At 70.5% G+C, this 20,279-nt stretch carries 19 protein-coding genes; 8 read left to right on the top strand and 11 right to left on the bottom strand.

Annotated features, from left to right (window positions below):
* Positions 1–3: 3 nt before the first annotated feature.
* Both NQV15_RS09340 and NQV15_RS09335 read left to right on the top strand, forming a co-directional pair.
* Complete coding sequence (locus NQV15_RS09340) at positions 4–882, top strand: AAA family ATPase (protein WP_232399551.1); 879 nt, start codon at positions 4–6, stop codon at positions 880–882.
* Positions 879–2,351 carry a vWA domain-containing protein gene (locus NQV15_RS09335; RefSeq protein ID WP_232399550.1) on the top strand — a complete coding sequence of 491 codons (1,473 nt, stop codon included), beginning with the start codon at positions 879–881 and terminating at the stop codon, positions 2,349–2,351. Before NQV15_RS09340 ends, NQV15_RS09335 begins: the two co-directional genes overlap by 4 nt.
* Here the strand turns inward: NQV15_RS09335 and NQV15_RS09330 are convergent.
* Genes NQV15_RS09330 through NQV15_RS09320 form a run of 3 tightly spaced genes read right to left on the bottom strand, consistent with a single transcriptional unit; the run spans position 2,329 to position 4,587 of the window.
* Complete coding sequence (locus tag NQV15_RS09330) at positions 2,329–2,904, bottom strand: hypothetical protein (protein ID WP_232399549.1); 576 nt, start codon at positions 2,902–2,904, stop codon at positions 2,329–2,331. The genes NQV15_RS09335 and NQV15_RS09330 overlap by 23 nt on opposite strands.
* 49 nt (positions 2,905–2,953) lie before the next feature.
* Positions 2,954–3,769, bottom strand: coding sequence for a phosphatase PAP2 family protein (locus NQV15_RS09325; RefSeq protein ID WP_232399548.1), 816 nt, complete (start codon positions 3,767–3,769; stop codon positions 2,954–2,956).
* A gap of 47 nt (positions 3,770–3,816) precedes the next feature.
* On the bottom strand, positions 3,817–4,587 hold the full coding sequence (locus tag NQV15_RS09320; protein WP_232399547.1) for a CPBP family intramembrane glutamic endopeptidase: 771 nt from the start codon (positions 4,585–4,587) through the stop codon (positions 3,817–3,819).
* A gap of 65 nt (positions 4,588–4,652) precedes the next feature.
* On the opposite strand from NQV15_RS09320, the gene NQV15_RS09315 reads away from it, so the two are divergent.
* Positions 4,653–5,414 carry an exonuclease/endonuclease/phosphatase family protein gene (locus tag NQV15_RS09315; protein WP_232399546.1) on the top strand — a complete coding sequence of 254 codons (762 nt, stop codon included), beginning with the start codon at positions 4,653–4,655 and terminating at the stop codon, positions 5,412–5,414.
* A 9-nt stretch (positions 5,415–5,423) separates the two neighbouring features.
* Here NQV15_RS09315 and NQV15_RS09310 read toward each other — a convergent pair whose 3' ends face one another.
* Complete coding sequence (locus tag NQV15_RS09310; protein ID WP_232399545.1) at positions 5,424–6,938, bottom strand: MFS transporter; 1,515 nt, start codon at positions 6,936–6,938, stop codon at positions 5,424–5,426.
* Positions 6,939–7,107: 169 nt separating this feature from the next.
* On the opposite strand from NQV15_RS09310, the gene NQV15_RS09305 reads away from it, so the two are divergent.
* A complete protein-coding gene (locus tag NQV15_RS09305) occupies positions 7,108–7,707 on the top strand; it encodes a flavin reductase family protein (RefSeq protein ID WP_232399544.1) in 600 nt (199 codons plus the stop codon).
* A 15-nt stretch (positions 7,708–7,722) separates the two neighbouring features.
* On the opposite strand, the gene NQV15_RS09300 is transcribed toward NQV15_RS09305, so the two are convergent.
* From NQV15_RS09300 to NQV15_RS09290, 3 genes are all read right to left on the bottom strand, one after another.
* Positions 7,723–8,196 carry a ribonuclease H family protein gene (locus NQV15_RS09300; RefSeq protein ID WP_257125123.1) on the bottom strand — a complete coding sequence of 158 codons (474 nt, stop codon included), beginning with the start codon at positions 8,194–8,196 and terminating at the stop codon, positions 7,723–7,725.
* Positions 8,197–8,348: 152 nt separating this feature from the next.
* Positions 8,349–8,567 carry a hypothetical protein gene (locus NQV15_RS09295; RefSeq protein ID WP_232399542.1) on the bottom strand — a complete coding sequence of 73 codons (219 nt, stop codon included), beginning with the start codon at positions 8,565–8,567 and terminating at the stop codon, positions 8,349–8,351.
* A complete protein-coding gene (locus NQV15_RS09290; protein ID WP_232399541.1) occupies positions 8,564–10,657 on the bottom strand; it encodes an MMPL family transporter in 2,094 nt (697 codons plus the stop codon). Before NQV15_RS09290 ends, NQV15_RS09295 begins: the two co-directional genes overlap by 4 nt.
* A gap of 22 nt (positions 10,658–10,679) precedes the next feature.
* On the opposite strand from NQV15_RS09290, the gene NQV15_RS09285 reads away from it, so the two are divergent.
* Positions 10,680–11,165, top strand: coding sequence for a MarR family winged helix-turn-helix transcriptional regulator (locus tag NQV15_RS09285; protein WP_232399540.1), 486 nt, complete (start codon positions 10,680–10,682; stop codon positions 11,163–11,165).
* 9 nt (positions 11,166–11,174) lie between these two features.
* Complete coding sequence (locus NQV15_RS09280; protein ID WP_232399539.1) at positions 11,175–13,610, top strand: excinuclease ABC subunit UvrA; 2,436 nt, start codon at positions 11,175–11,177, stop codon at positions 13,608–13,610.
* Positions 13,611–13,613: 3 nt separating this feature from the next.
* Here the strand turns inward: NQV15_RS09280 and NQV15_RS09275 are convergent, their stop codons facing one another.
* Genes NQV15_RS09275 through hppD form a run of 4 tightly spaced genes read right to left on the bottom strand, consistent with a single transcriptional unit; the run spans position 13,614 to position 18,174 of the window.
* Complete coding sequence (locus NQV15_RS09275; RefSeq protein ID WP_232399538.1) at positions 13,614–14,501, bottom strand: phenylalanine 4-monooxygenase; 888 nt, start codon at positions 14,499–14,501, stop codon at positions 13,614–13,616.
* Between the two features lie 14 nt (positions 14,502–14,515).
* Positions 14,516–15,691 (bottom strand): fumarylacetoacetase, encoded by a 1,176-nt coding sequence (gene fahA / locus NQV15_RS09270; RefSeq protein WP_232399812.1) that lies wholly within the window; start codon positions 15,689–15,691, stop codon positions 14,516–14,518.
* A complete protein-coding gene (locus NQV15_RS09265; RefSeq protein WP_232399537.1) occupies positions 15,688–16,956 on the bottom strand; it encodes a homogentisate 1,2-dioxygenase in 1,269 nt (422 codons plus the stop codon). The genes fahA and NQV15_RS09265 overlap by 4 nt, the downstream gene beginning before the upstream one ends.
* Positions 16,957–16,974: 18 nt before the next feature.
* Complete coding sequence (gene hppD / locus NQV15_RS09260) at positions 16,975–18,174, bottom strand: 4-hydroxyphenylpyruvate dioxygenase (protein ID WP_232399536.1); 1,200 nt, start codon at positions 18,172–18,174, stop codon at positions 16,975–16,977.
* A 121-nt stretch (positions 18,175–18,295) separates the two neighbouring features.
* Here hppD and NQV15_RS09255 point away from each other — a divergent pair, with 121 nt between their 5' ends.
* Entirely contained in the window at positions 18,296–18,790 is a 495-nt protein-coding gene (locus NQV15_RS09255) for an Lrp/AsnC family transcriptional regulator (RefSeq protein ID WP_232399535.1), read from the top strand.
* A gap of 75 nt (positions 18,791–18,865) precedes the next feature.
* On the top strand, positions 18,866–20,278 hold the full coding sequence (locus NQV15_RS09250; protein ID WP_232399534.1) for a serine/threonine-protein kinase: 1,413 nt from the start codon (positions 18,866–18,868) through the stop codon (positions 20,276–20,278).
* Position 20,279 lies beyond the last annotated feature (1 nt).

Genomic DNA, 20,279 nt, shown 5'->3' with positions numbered 1-20,279 from the left:
GGCATGCGCACCATGCCGTTCGACTCGATCGACGACGTCAAGACCAAGCTCGCAGCCGAGGGCTACCTCGCGTCGGACGCGATCGCCACCACCGTGTACCTGGCCAGCGAGCTCGGCAAGCCGCTGCTGGTCGAGGGTCCGGCGGGCGTCGGCAAGACGGCGCTGTCCAGTGCCGTGGCCCGGGCCTGCGGCGCGGACCTGGTGCGGCTGCAGTGCTACGAGGGCGTCGACGAGGCGCGTGCGCTGTACGAGTGGAACCACGCCAAGCAGCTGTTGCGCATCACGGCCGGTCAAGGAGAGACCTGGGACGAGGCCCGTGACGACATCTTCTCCGAGGAGTTCCTCCTCCCCCGCCCGCTGCTCACCGCGATCCGCAACGAGAACCCCACGGTCCTGCTGATCGACGAGACCGACAAGGCCGACGTGGAGATCGAGGGCCTGCTGCTGGAGGTCCTGGGCGAGTTCCAGGTGACCGTCCCCGAGCTCGGCACGATCAGCGCGAAGCACCGGCCCTTCGTCGTGCTGACCTCCAATGCCACCCGCGAGCTCTCGGAGGCGCTGCGCCGCCGCTGCCTGTTCCTGCACATCGACTTCCCCGACGCCGCGCTCGAGGAGGACATCGTCCGGCTCACGGTGCCAGGGCTGGACGGGACGCTCGGTGAGTCGCTCGTGCGGGTCATCAACGCGCTGCGGGCGATGCCGCTGCGCAAGGCCCCCTCGGTCTCGGAGTCGATCGACTGGGCCCGCACCCTGGTGGCCCTCGGCGCCGACACCCTGGACGACGAGATCGTCCGCGACAGCCTCGGCGTGATCCTCAAGCACCAGGACGATCTGGAGAAGGCCCGGGCCCGCCTGAACCTCGACGAGGTGCTGCGCCAGTGAGCGCCGACCCGGCCCGGTCCGCGACGCCGCCCCGCCCGGCGTCGCAGGACCTGGCGGGTCGCCTGGTCGAGCTGGTCGCGGCGCTGCGCAGCAAGGGCATCCCGGCGGGCACCAGCGAGACCGTCGACGCCGCTGCTGTCATCGAGGTGCTGGGCATGTCCGACCGCCACCAGCTGCGTGAAGGGCTCGCCGCCGCGCTCGTGCGTCGCGGCGGGCAGCGCGAGGTCTTCGACATGGCCTTCGACATCTACTTCCCCGCCGGGGTCGGTACGCCCCAGGCGGCACTGGACGTCGACGAGGACTTCGACGTCGACGACCTGCGCGAGCAGCTGGCCGCGGCGCTGGCCGGCAACGACGCCCGCGCGCTGGACCAGCTGGCCGACATCGCGGTCGACCTCCTCGGCCGGGTCGGCACCGAGGGGACCGCCAGCAACGGGTTCTCGGCGTACCTGACGCTGGACCGGCTTCGACCGCAGACGCTGCTCGTGCAGGCGATGCAGCAGCGGGGGCAGGGCGGCGGTGGGGGGAGCCAGGGCTCGGGGCAGTCGTCGGGCGCGCCGAGCGCCGGGTCGGCCGAGTCCGCCTTCACCGACCGGATCGAGCGCGACGAGATCCGCCGCAACATCGACCGGTTCCGCGAGCGGGTCGCCGGCGAGGCCCGGCGTCGCACCGCCGAGCTGCGCGGACGCGACACCGTGACCCGCCACGCCGTCCGGTCCGGCACCGACCGCATCGACTTCCTCAGCGCCAACAAGCAGCAGCTGGAGGAGCTGGCCCGCACGGTGCAGCCGCTGTCGCGCAAGCTGGCGACCCGCCTGGCCGCCCGGCGGCGCAAGAACAATCGTGGACGCATCGACATCCGCCGCACCCTGCGCCGTTCGATGTCGACCGGCGGCGTGCCGATGCACCCGGCGTACGCCAAGCCCCATCCGGCCCGGCCGGAGCTCGTGCTCCTGTGCGACGTCTCGGGGTCCGTGGCCGGGTTCTCCAGCTTCACGATGCACCTCGTGCAGGCGCTCAGCGGTCAGTTCAGCAAGATCCGTGTGTTCGCCTTCGTCAACGCGATGGCCGAGGTGACCGATCTGGTCAAGGAGTCCGCCGCGCAGTCCGGCCAGGCCGATCTCGCGGCGCGCATCGCGCAGGAGGCGCGGATCACCAAGTGGCACACCAGCAGCGACTACGGCGAGGCGTTCGCGGACTTCCGCGCTGACTTCATGACGGCGATCGGGCCGCGGACCGCCGTGCTGATCCTCGGTGACGCCCGCAACAACAACCAGGACCCCAATCTGGCGGCCCTGCACGAGATCAACCAGCGGGCGCGACGCACGTTCTGGCTCAACCCGGAGGCCACGATGCGCTGGGGTCTCGGCGACTCGGTCGCTCCCGCCTATGCCGAGGTCGTCGAGATGCACCAGTGCAGCAACGTCGACCAGCTCACCCGGTTCGTCACCCGGCTCCTGCCGGTCTGAGGCGCACCGCAACCAGCATCCACGCCCACCCGGCGGCGACGGCCAGCATCGAGACGACACCCCACGGCGGGTAGACGTGGTTCTCCATGAACCCGTACGCCCCACCGAGGCTGACCAGCGCTCCTGGCAGTGCCCTGGCCCCGGCGACCCGCAGGACGCAGCCGGCCGCTGCGGCGGTGGCGCCCAGGTAGGCGATCGAGCCGATCTGGCCCAGGTCGGAGGCATACCCGAACACGGTGCCCAGCCCGCCCTCCCGGTCGTGCTTGAGGGCACCGGCGGCGATGCCGGCCAAGATGTCCAGCGCTGAGTAGAAGCAGGCGTACACGTACCCCAGGACCAGCGTGATCCATCCGTACAGCGGCTCCACCGAGCGCGCGACGAGCCACGGCCCCACCGCCAGCAGCGGGAACAGGGGCAGCAGCACGATGTGCAGGTCGCGCCAGCGGGCGGACGCGTCCTGGGTGAGGTGGGCCGGATGGGTCAGGCCGACCAGCGCGATGACGATCGGCGGTACGAGGACCGCGAGCCAGGTGCGGATGCCGGTGAGCGCCATGAGCCCGACCCTACGGCCGGTGGCGCAGGGCGGCAGGGCGAAAGGCGGGTCAGCGCGCTGCGGTGACCTCGGCCGGCGCGGCCGGTGCTGACCGCAGACGCCTCACCGCGGTGTCCAGCGCCAGCCCACCGGCCAGCAGCAGGAGGGCCACGACGCCGTCGAGCCACCAGTGGTGTCCTGTCGCGGCGACCACGAACACCGTGACCGGCAGGTGCATCAGGACGATCCAGCGCACAGGGCTGGTGCTCATCGCGAACACCCCGAGCGCGACGACGGCGGCCCAGCCCACGTGGATCGACGGCATCGCGGCGTACTGGTCGGAGACGCCGGTCCCGACGTCGCCGTACACGCCCAGGCCGAACCGTGAGGACAGGTCGACGAATCCGAGCTCCTCGACGAACCGCGGCGGAGCGACCCGGAGAAACCGGATGACCAGGCAACCGGCCGTCACGGCCACCAGCCCGTTGCGCCAGTGCGGGTACCGGTCACGGTGGTGCCAGAAGGCCCAGACCAGGAACGCGATCAGCGCCGGGACGTGCACGATCGCGTAGTAGCCGTTGACGAAGCGGGCCAGCCAGTCGTGGTCCACCACGAAGTGCTGGACCCCGATCTCGCTCGGCAGGCGCAGGGCGTGCTGGAAGTGATCGATGGCTCGTGCCCGGTCCATGGCTCCGGACTCGTGCGTGATCGGCAGCTGGCGCGCCAGCCGCCACACGGCGTACAGCCCCGCGACCAGCGCGAACTCACGGAACGCCGGCTGCAGCGCCGCACCGGTACGCGTGCTCGGCAGCCGCCCGAGGATCCACCAGAGGAGAATGCTCAGCAGCGCGGCGATGGAGGCTTGCTCCCACGACGGCCACGGCACACGGCCATTGTGGTCGATGCCCGGTCACCGCGGGGAAGGGCCCATCGTCACACCTGTGGCGGCTGTCCGGGACGCACGGTCTCGGCGCCGGTCTTGCGGAACAGCGGCGGCATGAACCGCAGCATCAGGGCCGACCAGGTCAGGTGGGTCAGCATCGGCGCCTGGATGCCACCGGAGGCACGACGCTGCAGGCCGAGCAGCGTCCCCATGGCACCTCCTGCGAGGACCAGTGCCGGGTTGCGGGTCGCGGTCGTGGCCAGCGTGTAGACCGCCGTCGACTTGACCACAGGATGGTTGGTGCCGGCCGCGGCGTACAGGGCTCCCCGGAAGAAGACCTCCTCCGCGGCGCCGTTGGCGAACGTCGTCATCGTGACCAGCGGAGCCGAGCCCTGGTCGGCGAAGGCCAGGATGTTGGTCAGCGCGCGGTTCAGCACCGGGATCCGGCGCGCCACCAGCGCAGCACCGTAGAAGGCGCCGAAGGCCGCCGCACCCATCACGACCGGGGTCACGAGCGGTCGGCGCAGCCCTTCGTCGTGGTCCTGCTCCCAGCCCAGGTGCAACGGACCGGAGGCGAACGCCCCCGCGGTCCACGTGGCGGCGACTCCCATCGTCAGGGCGTAGAACTGTTTGGAGTCGGGCTCGGTCGACAACGACCTGCCCAGCAGGGCTGCGCCCGTCAGGCTCACCGCTCCGACGACCCGGCGGCGCCGGTGGAATGCCTCATCGGACTCCAGGTGGTCGCGCGGAACCTTGTCGACGAGCTCGCGCGGCAGCAGCGAGACGATCCTGTCGGCGAAGGTCGAGCTGAGAAGAGGCATCGGATTCGACGCTACAAGGTCGGCGCTGCGTCCGCTCGGCGTCCGCGGTCCGATAGCGTCGCCGGATGACGGCAACTTTCCGCCTCGGCTTCAAGAACATCCTCGGCTCCAACTGGACCCGCGTGCACCACCGGTGGCCAGGGCGTGCCCGGATGCTCGACCGGGAGATGAACGGCCCCGACGGGATGCGCGCGAGCGTGTACTTCCTGGTCGAGGTCAACCAGCGCCCGGAGCGGCGCAGCCTGGCCACGATCCTGCCGCGTTGGGAGGTCGTGCGGTCGCCCCACGGGCGCAATGACGTCTACAGCGATCCGGCGGTCCACCGCCTGATCGGCTCGCAGGAGATCGAGCTGGGCACCCGCACCCGCCAGCAGCGCTACGTCACGATCGCCCGGTACCAGCACGTCGACACGGGCGTGGTCTGGACCGGGGCGACGACGCACCTGTCGTCCTCGGTCCACACCACGGCGGAGAAGGCTGCCGCCTCCCGGCAGATCCAGGGCGCCCGGCTCGCCGAGGTGTGCGAGGAGTTCTCGGTCGACGTCATCGCCGGCGACATCAACAACGTCGCCGTCCGGCCCGACACCCCCCGCGGCATCCTGCAGGCCGCCGGGTACGTGGACTGGAGATCCGCGACGAAGGTCGTCGACGCGGACCTCCAGGTCCACCACCGCATCGGCGAGCCGGTCCCCCGCACCGGCAAGCACCTCGACGCGATCTACCTGGGCCCCCGCGTCACGGCGCTCGACGGGCGGGTCCAGGCCACCGAGCCGGACAGCTCTGACCATCTGGGCCTGGTGTGCACGGTGTCGATCGCGCCCCGCTGAGCCGGGACGTCACGCCACGGCAGCCGCGCCCTCGGCCGGGATGTCGTCCTTCTTGGCCACGATCAGCAGGGTCGCAGCGACCAGCGCTGCGAGCAGCAGCATCCCTCCCCAGAAGAACGCCACGTGGTACCCGTGCACCAGCGAGTCCGCCGCGACCTGCTTGGGATTGGCGGCCCCGCGCAGGTTGTCGGTCACGAAGGCCGTCACCGCGCCTCCGTACAGCGTGTTGAGCAGGGCCGTCCCCAGCGAGCCGCCCACCTGCTGGGAGGTGTTGAGCAGCGCGCTCGCCACGCCCGCATCGTGCGAGCCGACGCCGACCAGCGCGGTGCTGGACGCGGGGATGAAGACCGCCGCCATGCCCACGCTCAGCAGCACCAGCGACGGCAGGACGTGCGTCCAGTACGAGGTGTCGGCGGTGACGCGCGTCAGCAGCAGCATGCCGATCGTCGCGCTGGCCAGACCGGGCAGCATGATCGGCTTGGGCCCGAGTCGGGGCAGCAGCTGGGAGATGACGCCGGCGCCGGCGATGATGCCGATGCTGAACGGCAGGAAGGCGAAGCCCGAGCGCAGCGGCGTGTAGCCCAGCGTGGCCTGGAAGTAGAAGGTCAGGAACAGGAACATCGCGAACAGACCGGCCCCCACGAACAGGAAGACCAGGTAGGAACCGCCGCGGTTGCGATCCAGCGCCACCCGCAGGGGCAGCAACGGGTTCGCAGTCCGACGCTCCCACAGGACGAACGCCACCAGCAGGACGATCGCGACACCCAGGAAGGTCATGGTCCCCGGAGCCGTCCACCCCATGACCTCCATGCTGCGGCCCGGATCCTTCAGCTTGGCGGCCTCGGTGAACCCGTAGACGAGCGACGCCAGCCCGACGGTCACCAGCACCGCGCCGGGGATGTCGTACTTGGTGTCGCCCTCGGCCTTGCTCTCGCGCACGAACCGCAACGCGGCCAGGGCGGCGAGCAGCGCGATCGGGACGTTGACGCCCAGGCACCAGCGCCACGAGGCGTACTCGGTCAGCACCCCGCCCACGATCAGACCGATGGCCGCGCCGCCGCCGGCGATCGCACCGAAGACACCGAAGGCGGTGGCGCGCTCCTTGGGCTCGGTGAACGTGACCGAGATCAGCGACAGCGCCGCCGGCGCCATCAGCGCGGCGAACAGACCCTGCAGCCCGCGCGCGGAGTACAGCAGCGCGGCGTTGGAGGCGATGCCGCCCAGCGCCGACGCCGCCGCGAAACCGATCAACCCAACCACCAGGATGCGCTTGCGACCGGCGAAGTCGGCGATACGCCCGCCGAGCAGCAGGAGGCCACCGAAGGTCAGCGTGTAGGCGGTGACCACCCACTGCCGGTCGGCATCACTGATGCCCAGATCCTTCTGCGCGGACGGCAGCGCGATGTTCACGATCGAGGCGTCGAGCACGATCATGAGCTGGGCGACCGCGATGACGGCCAGGGCCAGCCACCGCTTCGGGTCTGGCGCTTCGGAGGACGGTACGGGTGGTTCGAGACTGGACATCGGCAGGACCTCGGAACGAGTAATTGATGGTGATTGCGGTGTTTCCCCTGTGTGGTCAGCACCACATTCCATCGTGCTATTCCGGTCCGACAGATTTTGTTTCGCGCGGGTGACGCTCGGCGGATCGGGACACCGTGCCGAACCTGCGCCACCACGCGAGGATGGGCCCATGCGCACCGTCTTTCGCACCGACGATCCCCAGGTCAAGCCCTATCCGCTGCTGACGGCTCTGGTGGTGCCGCGTCCCATCGCGTGGATCTCGAGCCTGTCCGCGGACGGCATCGGCAACCTGGCGCCGCACTCGTTCTTCAGCGTGGCGTGCGCCCGCCCGCCGATCGTGTCGTGGACCTCCGTCGGGCACAAGGACACCTTGGCCAACGTGCTGGCCACCCAGGAGTTCGTGGTGAACATCGCCTCGCTCCCCCAGCTCGATCTGGTGAACAACAGCAGCGCCGCATTCGCCCCCGAGGACGACGAGGCGTCGCTCCTGGACATCGCGATGGAGCCCAGCGAGCACGTCGCGCCGCCACGGGTCGCGGGCTCGCCTGCCTCGCTCGAGTGCACCCTGCACTCGACGATCGAGCTGGGTGACTCGGTGCTGGTGCTCGGTTCCGTCGTGGCGATCACGGTCGACGAGTCGGTCCTGGTGGACGGGCATCCCGAGATCGACAGGCTCCGCCCGGTTGCCCGGCTGGGCCGCGACGAGTGGGGGCTGCCGCCGGAGGTGTATGCGACCCCTCGTCCGCTCAAGCCTGAGGACATCGACTGACCGGCGCGACCGACCTCAGCGAAGGGCCGTCCGGACCTCCGTGACGTCCCCCCGGGCAGCGCGGGCCGAGGCCTGACCCGCGAGCTCGTCGGCGGCCACGTTGAGCGGCCACACCGTGCGATCAGTCAGGTGGGCCTTGACCTTCTGGAAGAACACCGGCATACCGGCGGCGTTGCGGGCCTGCATCAGGGCATGGATCTCCTGGACGATCGCGAGGTTGGCGACGGGCTCCTTCTTGGAGTTGCGCCAGCCGTTGCGGGCCCAGCCCGCGGCCCAGGTCGTCGAGCAGCCGATCGTGTAGCTGGAGTCGGCCTGGATCACCAAAGGCCGGTCGGCGAAGTCGCGCAGCGCGTTCTGGACCGCGAGCAGCTCACCGATGTTGTTCGTGCCGGTCAGCAGGCCGCCGCACGCCGTGGCGCCGTCGTCGCTGACGTACGCCCAGCCCGTGGGGCCGGGATTGCTCACGCACGATCCGTCGGTCCCGACCACGACCGCCCCAGGGTGTGCGAGGACGGCGGTGGGGTCTTTGGCCAGTGTCACGAGATGCTCCCGAGGAGGTGTGGACGGGCCCCGGGTCCGGGGGCCGCCACACAGTCTCGGTGACCGAGCCGGTCACCCGGCCGGTCGACACGCCGAGGAGCTCAGCCGAGTACCTCGGTCACCGAGACGTCCCCGTTGTCCTCGTAGATGGCGGTGGCGAGCTTCGTCACGTCGTCGGGGTCGACCTCGACCGCGACCTCGTCGAACCCGCGACGGAGCTCGGCGCGGACGAAGTCCAGCTCCGCCCCGTCCTGATAGGCCGACACGTGGTTGACGACGTTCTGGATGGCTTCGATCTGATCGCTCTCGTAGTCACTCATGGCGCGGTCGTACCCTCCTGTCGTGCCTCCAACCGCGATGTCGCCCGGCGGGCCGCACGGCGTCCGGGATGCCCCGGCCACCAGAACTTCTCCCCGATCAACGTCGCGAGCGCCGGCACCAGCACGCTGCGCACGACCAGGGTGTCGAGCAGGACGCCGATTCCGACGATGACGCCGATCTGGGTCAGTGTCACCAGCGGGAGGACGCCCAGCACTGCGAACACCGCGGCGAGCACGATGCCGGCACTGGTGATGACTCCACCGGTGACGGCCAGGGCGGACGTCATGGCGCCGGCGATCGGCTGGGTCGCGGCCTCCTCGCGGGCCCGGGTCGTCAAGAAGATGTTGTAGTCGACGCCCAGGGCGACCAGGAAGATGAACGCGAACAGCGGCACCGGCAGGTCCATGGCCGGGAAGTCGAAGAAGTGCTCGAACACGAACCAGCCCGCACCCATGGCGGTGAGATAGGTGGCGACGACCGTCAGGGCCAGCACGACCGCGGCCACGATGGAGCGCAGCAGCACCAGCAGGATCACCATCACGATGGCGAGCACGAGCGGGATGATCAGCGTGCGGTCGTGGGAGGCGGCCGCGGCGGCGTCCAGGTCCTCGGCGTCAGGCCCGCCCACCAGCGCGGTGTCGCCCAGCTTGTCGCGAAGCCGCTCGATGGTGGACGCCGCGCGGTCCGATCCGCGGTCGCCGTCGAGCACCACGTTGATCTCGGCCCACTCGTACGAGTCGGACTGCGGCTTGGCCGTGGACACGCCGTCCACGTCCTCGATCTCGCGCAGGACCGTGGCGACGTCGCCCGGGCGGGTCAGCACGACCGTGGGCTCGGCGAATCCGGCCGGGAACGCCTTGGCGAGAGTCTCCTGGCCGAGGACGGACTCCGGCGTCTCCCGGAAGCGTTCGTTCTGGGTCAGCCCGATGTTCAGGCCGACCCCGAGCAGCCCCAGCACGACCAGGAACGCCACGGAGCCGGCCGCGAAGGTCTTCGGCCGCCCCACGACGGTCCGTCCCACCTTCGACCAGAGGCCGGTCCGGGCCGGATCGTCCTGGCCGACCCGCGGCACGAACGGCCAGAACAGCTTGCGGCCGAACAGCACCATCGCTGCGGGCAGCGCTACCAGGCCGAACAGCACCGCGACGACGATGCCGATGGCTGCCGACCAACCCAGGGCGCGGTTGCCCGGGGTGGAGGCGAAGCTGAGGGTCAGCAGCGCCAGCGTCACGGTGCCCGAGCTCGCCAGGATGGCCGGTGCTGCCTGCCGCCAGGCCGCCCGCATCGCGGCGTAGCGGTCGTCGTGGCGGCGCAGCTCCTCGCGGTAGCGGGCGATCAGGAGCAGGGCGTAGTTGGTGCCGGCGCCGAACACGAGCACCGATGTGATGCCGGCGGTCGACCCGTCGATGTCGTAGTTGAACACCTGGCTCGCGGTCGCGACGACGAGCGCTGCCACTCGGTCACCGACGGCGACCACGACCAGCGGGACGAGCCACAACCACGGACTGCGATAGGTCACCAGCAGCAGCAGGGCCACCACGAACGCGGTGGCGGCCAGCAGACGCACATCGGCACCGGCGAAGACGTCCTTCAGGTCCGCGGCGAAGGCGGGCCCGCCGGTGACCTCGGCGCTCAGGCCCCCGGGCAGTGCCTTGTCGACCGCAGACCTTATCGCGTCGATCTTCTCCTCGCCGGTGGAGGACGAGAGGGGAACGGCCACGAGCGCCACGGAGCGGTCGTCGGAGTAGACCGGCTCGAGCTTCGCGTCACCCTTCGCGAAGCGGGTGAGCTGCTGGGCGAGCTCGGAGACGGCCGCATCGTCCTGGGCGTCGAGGGGGCCCTTGTCGCGACTCACGACCACGATGGCCGGGGCGATGCCGCTGGAGGGCAGCCGCGCCTCGATCTGTGCGACGGTCGTCGAGTCCTTGGAGTCCGGAAGTCCGGTGGCGGGCGCATTGGACTCGCGGGCCTCGGGGGCCAGCGCGAACACGGCGCCGGAGAACAGGACGAACAGGAGCACCACCAGGATCGACGTCTTGCGACCCGGCTCGCGCCGCTTTGATTTAGTTCCGCGATCGAATGATTCCACCATCAAACTGTACGATGCACTCATGACAAGCGCAGACCGGGGCGACATGGGCTCGGCCGCAGCACGCGATCTCGTGCGCGAGCTGCGCGGCTTCAACCAGGAGACCGAGCGGTACGTCGCACAGATGAGCCATCTGCACTCGATGCACCACACCGACCTGGCGGCGATCGCCCTGGTCATGGATCGCGGGGGCGCGTCGCCCAAGGAGATCTCCGACGGGCTGAATCTGAGCCCTTCCGCCACCTCGGCCATGGTCGACCGGCTCGAGCGTGCCGGTCACGCGCACCGCGAGCGGGTCGAGGGCGACCGGCGGTCCGTGCGCGTCGAGGTCACCGACCAGGCGCTCGCGGTCGGCTCGGCGATGTTCGGACTGCTCGGCCGGCACATGCGCACCGTCCTGGACTCCTACGACGAGGACGAGGTGGCGGCCATGGCCGATCTGATGCGACGGCTGAAGGACGCGGCACGGGCCGCCGCCGACGAGGCGAGCAGCGAGCACATGGCCTAGGTTCGGGGGATGCCTGCTCGCCCTGGACCCGACCTGAACGGCACTGCACTCCCCGAGGGCTCATCGGGCTGGATCCGCGTCCGAGGAGCCCGCGAGCACAATCTGCGCGACATCGATGTCGATCTGCCCCGCGACTGCTTCGTGGTGTTCACCGGCGTCTCCGGGTCCGGCAAGTCGTCGCTGGCCTTCGGCACGGTCTTCGCCGAGTCGCAGCGGCGCTACTTCGAGTCGGTCGCCCCGTACGCCCGCCGGCTCCTGTCCCAGGTCGGCGCGCCCGACATCGACACGATCGACGGCATGCCGCCCGCCGTGGCGCTGCAGCAGGCCCGCGGCGCCACGAGCTCGCGGTCGTCCTTGGGGACGCTGAGCTCGCTGTCGGACGTCCTGCGGCTGCTGTACAGCCGGGCCGGCACCTATCCCGACGGTGCCGACCACCTCCCCGCATCGGCCTTCTCCCCCAACACGGCCGTCGGGGCCTGCCCGACCTGCCACGGCAGCGGGGTCTCGCGCACCACGACGGAGGCGCTGCTGGTGCCGGACCCGAGCCTGTCGATCGACGAGGGCGCGATCGGCGTGTGGGCCAACAAGGCCTGGGTCGGCCTGAACGTGCGCCGCATGGTCACCAAGCTCGGCATCGACATCCACGCCCCGTGGCGCACGCTGCCGCAGGAGACGCGTGACTGGCTGCTGTTCACCGACGAGGAGCCCCGGATGCTCCTGCAGGGCAACAAGCAGGGCGAGGCCAGCCAGTACCACGGCCACTGGTCGTCGGCCGAAAAGTACCTGATGCGCAACCTGGCGAAGACCCAGTCGGCGACGCAGCGCGAGAAGCTGGAGGCCTTCCGCGCCGAAGGGCCGTGCCCGACGTGCCACGGCAAGCGGCTGCGACCCGCGGCGCTGGCAGTCACGTTCGCCGGCGTCGACATCGCCGACCTCGCGGCCATGCCGCTGTCGCAGGTGTGCGCGCTGCTCGACACCGGGCTGGAGCAGCAGGCCAAGGGCACCGACCGGCACGGCGCGGCGGCGTCCACGGCGGCGCGGTCACTGGTGAAGGACTTCGCATCACGCGTCGAGGCGATCATCGGGCTGGGACTGGGCTACCTGTCGATGGACCGCTCCAGCACGGCCCTGTCCCCCGGCGAGCTGCAGCGCGTCCGGCTGGCCGGTCAGCTGCGCGCCGGACTGTTCGGCGTGCTCTACGTGCTGGACGAGCCGTCCGCCGGTCTGCACCCGGCCGACTCCGAGGCGCTGTACGCCGCGCTGCGCGAGCTCGTGGCCGCCGGCAACTCGCTGTTCGTGGTCGAGCACGACCTGTCGATCGCCCGGAACGCCGACTGGGTCGTGGACGTCGGTCCCAGCGCGGGCGTGCTCGGCGGGCACATCGTGCACAGCGGTCCGCCGGACGGGCTCGCGGACGTCGAGGACTCCGCGACCGCCGAGTTCATGTTCTCCCGCACCGACCCGCCCGTGCTGTCCGCCCGTGAGCCGGCGAGCTGGCGGCAGCTGGACCACCTGACGCGGCACAACGTCCAGGACGTGAGCATCCGGCTGCCGATCGGCGTCATGACGGCGATCACCGGTGTCTCCGGGTCGGGCAAGTCCTCACTGCTGGCCGCGATGGTCGAACGCCTCGAGGCAGACAACGAGAAGTCGGAGCAGCCCGATCGCATCATCTCGATCGACCAGCGGCCCATCGGGCGGTCCCCGCGCTCGAACCTGGCGACCTACACGGGGCTGTTCGACGGCGTCCGGCGGCTGTTCGCGGCCACACCCGACGCGAAGGAGCGCGGCTGGGCGGCGGGCCGGTTCTCGTTCAACGTCGCCGCCGGTCGCTGTCCGACGTGCGAGGGCGAGGGTTTCATCGCGATCGAGCTGGTGTTCCTGCCCACGAGCTACTCCGAGTGCCCCACGTGCCACGGTTCGCGCTACAACCCCGAGACGCTCAAGGTGCACTACCGCGACCGCGACATCGGGCAGGTGCTCGCGATGACCGTCGTCGAGGCGGCGGACTTCTTCGCCGACGTGCCGGCGATCCACCGCTCGCTCACGACGCTGCTGGACGTCGGGCTGGGCTACCTGACCCTCGGCCAGCCGGCGACCGAGCTGTCCGGCGGCGAGGCCCAGCGCATCAAGCTGGCCACCGAGCTGCAGCGCCCGCGCCGCGAGGGCACCGTGTTCGTGCTGGACGAGCCGACCGGCGGTCTGCACCCGGTCAACGTCCGTGACCTGGTGCGCGTGCTGGGACGGCTCACGGCTGCCGGCGACACCGTCGTGACGGTCGAGCACGACATGCAGGTCGTGGCGGCCGCCGACTGGGTCATCGAGCTGGGCCCCGGTGGTGGCGACCAGGGTGGCACGATCGTCGCTGCCGCGACGCCTGCGGACCTGCTCGACGACCCGGCCAGCATCACGGCGCCCTATCTGCGACGCGCCCTCGAGCGCTGAGACTCAGGCCGCTCCAGCCCGCAGCGCGGCGATCGAGTCGTCGTCGCAGTCGGTCCAGAACCCGCCGATGACGTCCTCGACGTGGGTGAAGGACCGGCCGGCGAACAGCACCTCCTGGTAGTGCGTGATGTCGTAGTCCTGGGTGCCCATCGCCAGGACGTCCAGGGGCCGGATCGTGATGTCGCGGAACTCCTCGATCTCACCGGGGCTGGACAGGATCCCCGCCCCGTACGCCTTGAGGCCGTCCGGCTCGTGCACGACGCCGAACTCGAGGGTGAACCAGAAGATCCGGCTGACGAAGTCGAGCGCCTCGGGCGTCTCGACGCGTCGTGCTGCGGCGCCCGCCGCGGCGTACAGCCCGGTGAAGCGCGGATCGGCGAGGGTGTTGCCGTGACCGACGACCTCGTGGAGCACATCGGGCTCGGGCGTGTAGAGCGGGACGGAGTGGTGCCGGACGTACTGGGTGGCCCAGAACGCCCTCTCGGCCAGGACGCCGTAGAACTCCCGCAACGGCACGAGCCCGGCCGCCGGGCGGTACCGGAACCCGGTCAGCGGCTCCAGATGGTCCGACAGGTCCTCCAGCTGCGGCACGTGGTCGACCGGCAGCCCGAGCGCCTCCTTGCCGTCCAGGAACTCCTGGCAGGCGTAGGTCGTGTGCTTGGCCCGCAGGTCCTCGCACACCACCCGCCAGACGTCGTGCTCCTGGTCGGTGTACTCGACCCGGGGCGCGGGCTCCCCCGGCACCCAGCGGTCCGCCATCGTCGCCAGCTGGTCGCGTCGCTGCCGGTACTCCGGATCGTTGAGGCCCGGATGCCCGTCGCCGAGCTGCACCGCGAGGCTCCCGTCGTCGCGGGAGACGACCGGGGCGAAGTACTGACCTTCATCGAACATGATTCCTCCTGTGCTCAGGGCTGGCGCGCGATGACGTTCCCGGTGACCTCGCCGAGGGCGATGTGCCCGCCGCCCGGCGCCGCCGCGGTGGCCGAGATCGTGACCTCGTCGCCGTCGAGCAGGAATGTGCGGCACGATCCGTCGTCGAGCTTCACCGGCTCGGCGCCGTTGCGGGAGAGCTCCAGCAGGGAGCCCACCTGGTCGTCGGCCGGTCCGCTGACGGTGCCTGACGCGTAGAGGTCGCCGGTGCGCACCGAGGCGCCGTTGGCCGTGAGGTGCGCCAGCATCTGCGCCGGCGTCCAGTACATCGAGGCGAAGGGCGGGCGCGAGACGATCGTGTCGTTGATGCGGACGACCAGCTCCAGGTCGAGCCCCCACGGATCTTCGTCCTGCAGGTAGGTGGGCGGATGCGGATCGCGTGCCGGTGGCTCGACGCGGGCGCCTGACAGGGCTGCGAGCGGGACGATCCACGGGGACACCGATGTCGCGAACGACTTGGCGAGGAACGGGCCGAGCGGAACGTACTCGAAGGCCTGCAGGTCACGCGCCGACCAGTCGTTCACCACGCAGATGCCGAACACGTGCTGCTCGAACCGGTCCACGTCCACCGGGCGGCCCAGCGTGGACGGCACCCCGACCACGAAACCGATCTCGGCCTCCAGGTCCAGCCGCGCGCTGGGGCCGACATCGATGTGCCCGGAGGCCGCGCGGCTCTGCCCCGACGGCCTGGTGACGGGTGTCCCCGAGACGACGACCGTGCCCGCGCGACCGTGATATCCCATCGGCAGGTGCTTCCAGGCGCTCGGCAGCGCCTCGCCGTCAGGGCGGAAGAGCCGTCCGACGTTGGTGGCGTGCTGCTCGGAGGCGTAGAAGTCGACGTAGTCCGCGACCGTGAACGGCAGCACCAGGTCGACCTCGGCCGCCGGGACGAGGAAGGCTCGGGCTGACGGGTCGTCGACCCACGCCGTGAGCGCATCGCGCACCTCGTGCCAGGCATCTGCGCCGGCAGCGAGGAACCGGTCGAGCGTGCCGTCGGCGAACAGGCCGGCCCGGTCGGGGACGAACCGTGCGGCTGCGGCGGTCAGGTCGAGGACGTCGGTGCCGACACCGACGCCGACCCGAGGACGCTTCTCCCCCACCCCGACGAACGAGCAGTACGGCAGGGTCGTGCGACCGAAGTCCGTCGTCATCTGCTCCACGACCAGGCATACTCGCCGTCATCGCAGGCTCGTCCCGCCTCGCCCAGCCCCAGCGGGCTGAAGGTGTCGACCATGACCGCCAGCTCGTCGAAGAACTCGGCGCCGAGGCTGGCCTCGATCGCGGCCGGTTGCGGACCGTGGGAGTGGCCGCCGGGGTGCAGGGAGACCGATCCCCGGCCGATGCCCGATCCCTTGCGGGCCTCGTAGTCGCCGGCGACGTAGAACATGACCTCGTCGGAGTCGACGTTCGAGTGGTAGTACGGCACCGGGACCGCCAGCGGGTGGTAGTCGACCTTGCGGGGGACGAAGTTGCAGATGACGAAGTTGCGGCCCTCGAAGACCTGGTGCACCGGCGGTGGCTGGTGCACGCGTCCGGTGATCGGTTCGAAGTCGGCGACGTTGAAGGCATAGGGATACAGGCAGCCGTCCCAGCCGATGACGTCGAAGGGATGCTCAGGCAGGACGTGGACCGTGCCGCTGAGCCCGCCGGGACCCGAACCGCGGTGCTTGATGAACACCTCGACGTCCGAGCCCTCGCGCAGCTCGGGCTCCCCCGGTCCGCGCAGGTCCCGCTCGCAGTACGGGGAGTGCTCGAGCAGCTGGCCGTACCGCGACAGGTAGCGGTGCGGCGGCGTGATGTGGCTGTTGGCCTCGATGCAGTACGCCCGCACCTCGCCCGTTGAGCTCCCGCCGCCCGTTGAGCTCCCGCCGCCCGTTGAGCTCCCGCCGCCCGTTGAGCTCCCATCGCCCGTTGAGCTTGTCGAAACGTCCGGCACCCAGCGATGCGTGGTCGCCCGCGGGATGATCACGTAGTCGCCCGGGCCGAAGCGCAGCGGGCCGAACACCGTCTCGACGGTCCCCGTCCCCGACTCGATGAAGACGCACTCGTCGCCGGTGGCGTTGCGGTAGAAGGGGGACGTCTCGGAGGCCACGACGTACGAGATGCGCACATCGGCATTGGCCAGGACCAGCCGGCGGCTCGTGACGACATCGCGACCGGTTCCCCCGTCGAACAGGTCGTGCAGCTTCAGGTGACGCGCCAGCAACGGCTCGTTGGGCGTCGCGGCCTGGTCCGGCAGCTCCCAACGGCGGGCGTCGACGATCGCCGACGGGACGCCGCGGTGGTACAGCAGCGAGGAGTCGGACGAGAAGCCCTCCTCCCCCATGAGCTCCTCGCGGTAGAGGGCCCCGTCCGGCGACCGGTGCTGCGTGTGGCGCTTGGGCGGGACGGACCCGGCGCTGCGGTAGTGCGCCATGCTCAGCTGTTCCCGGTCCTAGAAGTTCCCACGACGCGCCTGCTCCCGCTCGATGGCCTCGAACAGAGCCTGGAAGTTGCCCTTGCCGAAGCCCAGCGAGCCGTGCCGCTCGATCAGCTCGAAGAACACCGTCGGCCGGTCGCCGATCGGCTTGGTGAAGATCTGCAGCAGGTAGCCGTCCTCGTCGCGGTCCACCAGGATGCCGCGACGCTGCAGCTCCTCGATGGGCACCCGGACCTCGCCGATGCGCTCGCGCAGCTGCGGGTCGGTGTAGTAGGAGTCGGGCGTCGCGAGGAACTCGATGCCGGCGGCCCGCAACCGGTCGACGGTGTCCAGGATGTCGTTGGTCGCCAGCGCGAGGTGCTGGGCGCCGGGTCCTTGGTAGAACTCCAGGTACTCGTCGATCTGGGACTTCTTCTTGCCGACGGCCGGCTCGTTGAGCGGGAACTTGACCCGGTGGTTGCCGCTGGCCACGACCTTGCTCATGAGCGCCGAGTACTCGGTCGCGATGTCGTCGCCGACGAACTCGGCCATGTTGGTGAAGCCCATGATGCGGTTGTAGAAGTCGACCCACTCGTCCATGTGCCCCATGTCGACGTTGCCCACGACGTGGTCCAGGGCCTGGAAGATGCGCTTGGGGGCGTCGGCGGCACGCACCAGCGACGACGTCCGCTCCACGTGTCCGGGCAGGTACGGCCCTGTGTACCGGCTGCGGTCGACCAGCGTGTGCCGGGTGTCGCCGTAGGCCGCGATGGCCGCGATCCGCACCGTGCCGTGCTCGTCGGACAGGTCCTGGGGCTCCTGCAGGATCGTCGCGCCCTGGGCGCGGGCGTGATCGATGCAGACGTCGACGTCGGGCACCTCCAGGGCGATGTCGATGATGCCGTCGCCGTGGCGGCGGTGGTGGTCGAGCACCGGGCTGTCCGGGGCGACTCCGCCCTGGAGGACGAAGCGGACGGCCCCGCTCTCCAGCACGAAGGCATGGTGATCGCGGTTGCCGGTCTCCGGACCGCTGTACGCCACCAGGTCCATGCCGAAGGCCGACATGTAGAAGTGCGCCGCCTGGGTGGCATTGCCGACCGCCCACACCACGGCGTCCCAGCCGGTGACCGGGAACGGGTCGGTGCTGGGATCGTGCTCGACGAGCCCCACGAGCTGTTGGAGCTGGGCGAGGTCGAGGTCGGCGAGGCGCTCGGCGTCGGTGAGATCGATGGTCATGTGAGTCAGGACACACCACTGCACGGTGATGGACAACCGCGCCGTCCGGAGGTGGTCAAACCGGGCACCTCGGTGCACCATGAGAGGCCTCACCCATGCACATTGACCAGATGGAGACGCCATGGACCAGCTCGATGTCGCACTCGTCGAGACGATGCAGGCACATCCGCGCATCGGTGACCTCGAGCTGTCCCGGCTGACGAATGTCGCACGGGCGACGGTCCAGTCCCGCCTGGCCAAGCTCGAGGCGGCCGGCATCATCACCGGGTACGGTCCCGACATCGACCTGACCGCCGCCGGACACCCGGTGCTGGCCTTCGTGACGCTCGAGATCGTGCAGGGCTCGCTGGACGCGGTGACCACCGAGCTGGACTCGCTGCCCAACGTCCTGGAGGCCTACATCACCAGCGGCAGCGCCGATGTGGTGTGCAAGATCGCCGCGATGTCCCACGAGGACCTGAAGGACACGCTGCTGCATCTCAGCCAGTCCGGATCGGTGGCCCGCTCCACCAGCGTCATCGTGCTGTCCGAGCTGGTGCCCCCGCGGGTCCTGCCGATGTTGAAGAAGGGCGCCGCTGACGGGCCGTCCAGGTCGCCCGCGTTCACGCCTCGCTGACGGCCGGTACCGGCCGCCCGGCGCGCGTCCCGAGGGCCCACCCCCTAGGTTTGAGCACTGAGGAACGGAGGCCGGATGCTCGCGGACAGGTACGAGCTCGACCACGAGATCGGTCGTGGGGGCATGGGATCGGTGTGGCTGGGTCGAGACACCGTCCTGGATCGGGTTGTCGCCGTCAAGCAGATCGGCATGGCCCACACGGGCGCCGAGCCGGATCTCGAGCGCGCCACGCGGGAGGCCCACCTGGCGGCCAGCGTCAACCACCAGAACGTGGTCGCGGTCTATGACCTCGTCGACGACGGCGGCCATCAGTGGCTCGTGATGGAGCACGTCGACGGGCCCACCCTGGCCGCGGTCATCGCCGAGCACGGACGCGTCGACCCGGATGTGCTCGCCCCGATCGTCCAGCAGGTCGCCGGCGCGCTGGCCGTCGCCCACGAGCACGGGATCGTGCATCGTGACGTCAAGCCCTCCAACATCCTGCTGACCGGCGACGGAATCGCGAAGCTGTCCGACTTCGGCGTCGCCCGCGCCCAGGCCGATGCCTCCCTCACGCAGACCGGGCTGGTGACCGGTTCGCCGGCGTACCTGTCCCCCGAGGTGGCGAGCGGGCGGATGGCGACGTCCGCCAGCGATGTCTGGTCGCTGGGCGCCACGGTGTTCCACGCCCTCGCCGGCCGGCCGCCCTACCAGGTCGCCGACAACGTGCTGGGCGCGATGTACCGGATCGTGCACGAGGAGCCGCCGCGTCTCGATGCGCACGGGACGCTGCCCGATCTGGTCACCGCGATGATGCAGCACGATCCAGAGGCTCGGCCCACGATGGCGGCCGTCGCCCACGCGCTGTCGGCGCAGTCCGACGGCGATCCGGAGATCACCCAGGCGATGCTCGCGACGCCCGCGGCGGACGAGACGGGCCCGCTGTCCGCACCGGCTCCGACGACCGCTTTTCGGCCGTTGGAGCCGCCCGTCGCCGCAGCCCCCGCGGCCCCCGCACGCGCCGGCACGCACGTCCGGGCCGCGTCCGGCCTCCGGATCGCAGCCGTGGTCGCGGCCGTCGCCGTGGTCGCGGCCGTCACGTTCGTCGCGCTGCGGGACGGCGACGAGACCGAAGCTGCGTCACCGGCCGCCACCACGGGCACCGGGCGTACCCCCACGGGCGCGGGTCAGCCATCGCAGGACGGTGCGTCCCCCTCGGCGCTGGAAGGATTCGCCGCGGACTACCTGTCCACCGCGAGCAGCGACCCCGACCGTGGATTCACGATGCTCACCCCGGCGTACCAGCGCGAGAGCGACGGCATCGAGGGCTACAAGGGGTTCTGGAGCCATGTCGACAATCTGGACATCCAGCAGATCTCCGCGGACCCCGACCAGATGCGGGTCTCCTACACCTACTCCTATGACTTCAAGGGCGAGCGACGCTCGGAGTCGGTGACGCTGCAGCTGGAGAGTGCCGACGACTCGTTCCTCATCGCCGGCGCGGTGTGAG

It is taken from the genome of Aeromicrobium wangtongii (assembly GCF_024584515.1).
GTDB lineage: Bacteria > Actinomycetota > Actinomycetes > Propionibacteriales > Nocardioidaceae > Aeromicrobium > Aeromicrobium wangtongii.
Note: the sequence above shows the minus strand (reverse complement) of the source record. Positions and strands in the feature narration are given on the sequence as shown.

What these genes read in the sequence shown, in the direction of transcription:
- NQV15_RS09340 (WP_232399551.1), top strand. Translation starts at nt 4, where the DNA reads ATGCGCACCATGCCGTTCGACTCGATCGACGACGTCAAGACCAAGCTC.
- NQV15_RS09330 (WP_232399549.1), bottom strand. Translation starts at nt 2,904, where the DNA reads ATGGCGCTCACCGGCATCCGCACCTGGCTCGCGGTCCTCGTACCGCCG.
- NQV15_RS09320 (WP_232399547.1), bottom strand. Translation starts at nt 4,587, where the DNA reads ATGCCTCTTCTCAGCTCGACCTTCGCCGACAGGATCGTCTCGCTGCTG.
- NQV15_RS09315 (WP_232399546.1), top strand. Translation starts at nt 4,653, where the DNA reads ATGACGGCAACTTTCCGCCTCGGCTTCAAGAACATCCTCGGCTCCAAC.
- NQV15_RS09310 (WP_232399545.1), bottom strand. Translation starts at nt 6,938, where the DNA reads ATGTCCAGTCTCGAACCACCCGTACCGTCCTCCGAAGCGCCAGACCCG.
- NQV15_RS09305 (WP_232399544.1), top strand. Translation starts at nt 7,108, where the DNA reads ATGCGCACCGTCTTTCGCACCGACGATCCCCAGGTCAAGCCCTATCCG.
- NQV15_RS09295 (WP_232399542.1), bottom strand. Translation starts at nt 8,567, where the DNA reads ATGAGTGACTACGAGAGCGATCAGATCGAAGCCATCCAGAACGTCGTC.
- NQV15_RS09285 (WP_232399540.1), top strand. Translation starts at nt 10,680, where the DNA reads ATGACAAGCGCAGACCGGGGCGACATGGGCTCGGCCGCAGCACGCGAT.
- NQV15_RS09280 (WP_232399539.1), top strand. Translation starts at nt 11,175, where the DNA reads ATGCCTGCTCGCCCTGGACCCGACCTGAACGGCACTGCACTCCCCGAG.
- NQV15_RS09275 (WP_232399538.1), bottom strand. Translation starts at nt 14,501, where the DNA reads ATGTTCGATGAAGGTCAGTACTTCGCCCCGGTCGTCTCCCGCGACGAC.
- fahA (WP_232399812.1), bottom strand. Translation starts at nt 15,691, where the DNA reads ATGACGACGGACTTCGGTCGCACGACCCTGCCGTACTGCTCGTTCGTC.
- NQV15_RS09265 (WP_232399537.1), bottom strand. Translation starts at nt 16,956, where the DNA reads ATGGCGCACTACCGCAGCGCCGGGTCCGTCCCGCCCAAGCGCCACACG.
- hppD (WP_232399536.1), bottom strand. Translation starts at nt 18,174, where the DNA reads ATGACCATCGATCTCACCGACGCCGAGCGCCTCGCCGACCTCGACCTC.
- NQV15_RS09255 (WP_232399535.1), top strand. Translation starts at nt 18,296, where the DNA reads ATGGACCAGCTCGATGTCGCACTCGTCGAGACGATGCAGGCACATCCG.
- NQV15_RS09250 (WP_232399534.1), top strand. Translation starts at nt 18,866, where the DNA reads ATGCTCGCGGACAGGTACGAGCTCGACCACGAGATCGGTCGTGGGGGC.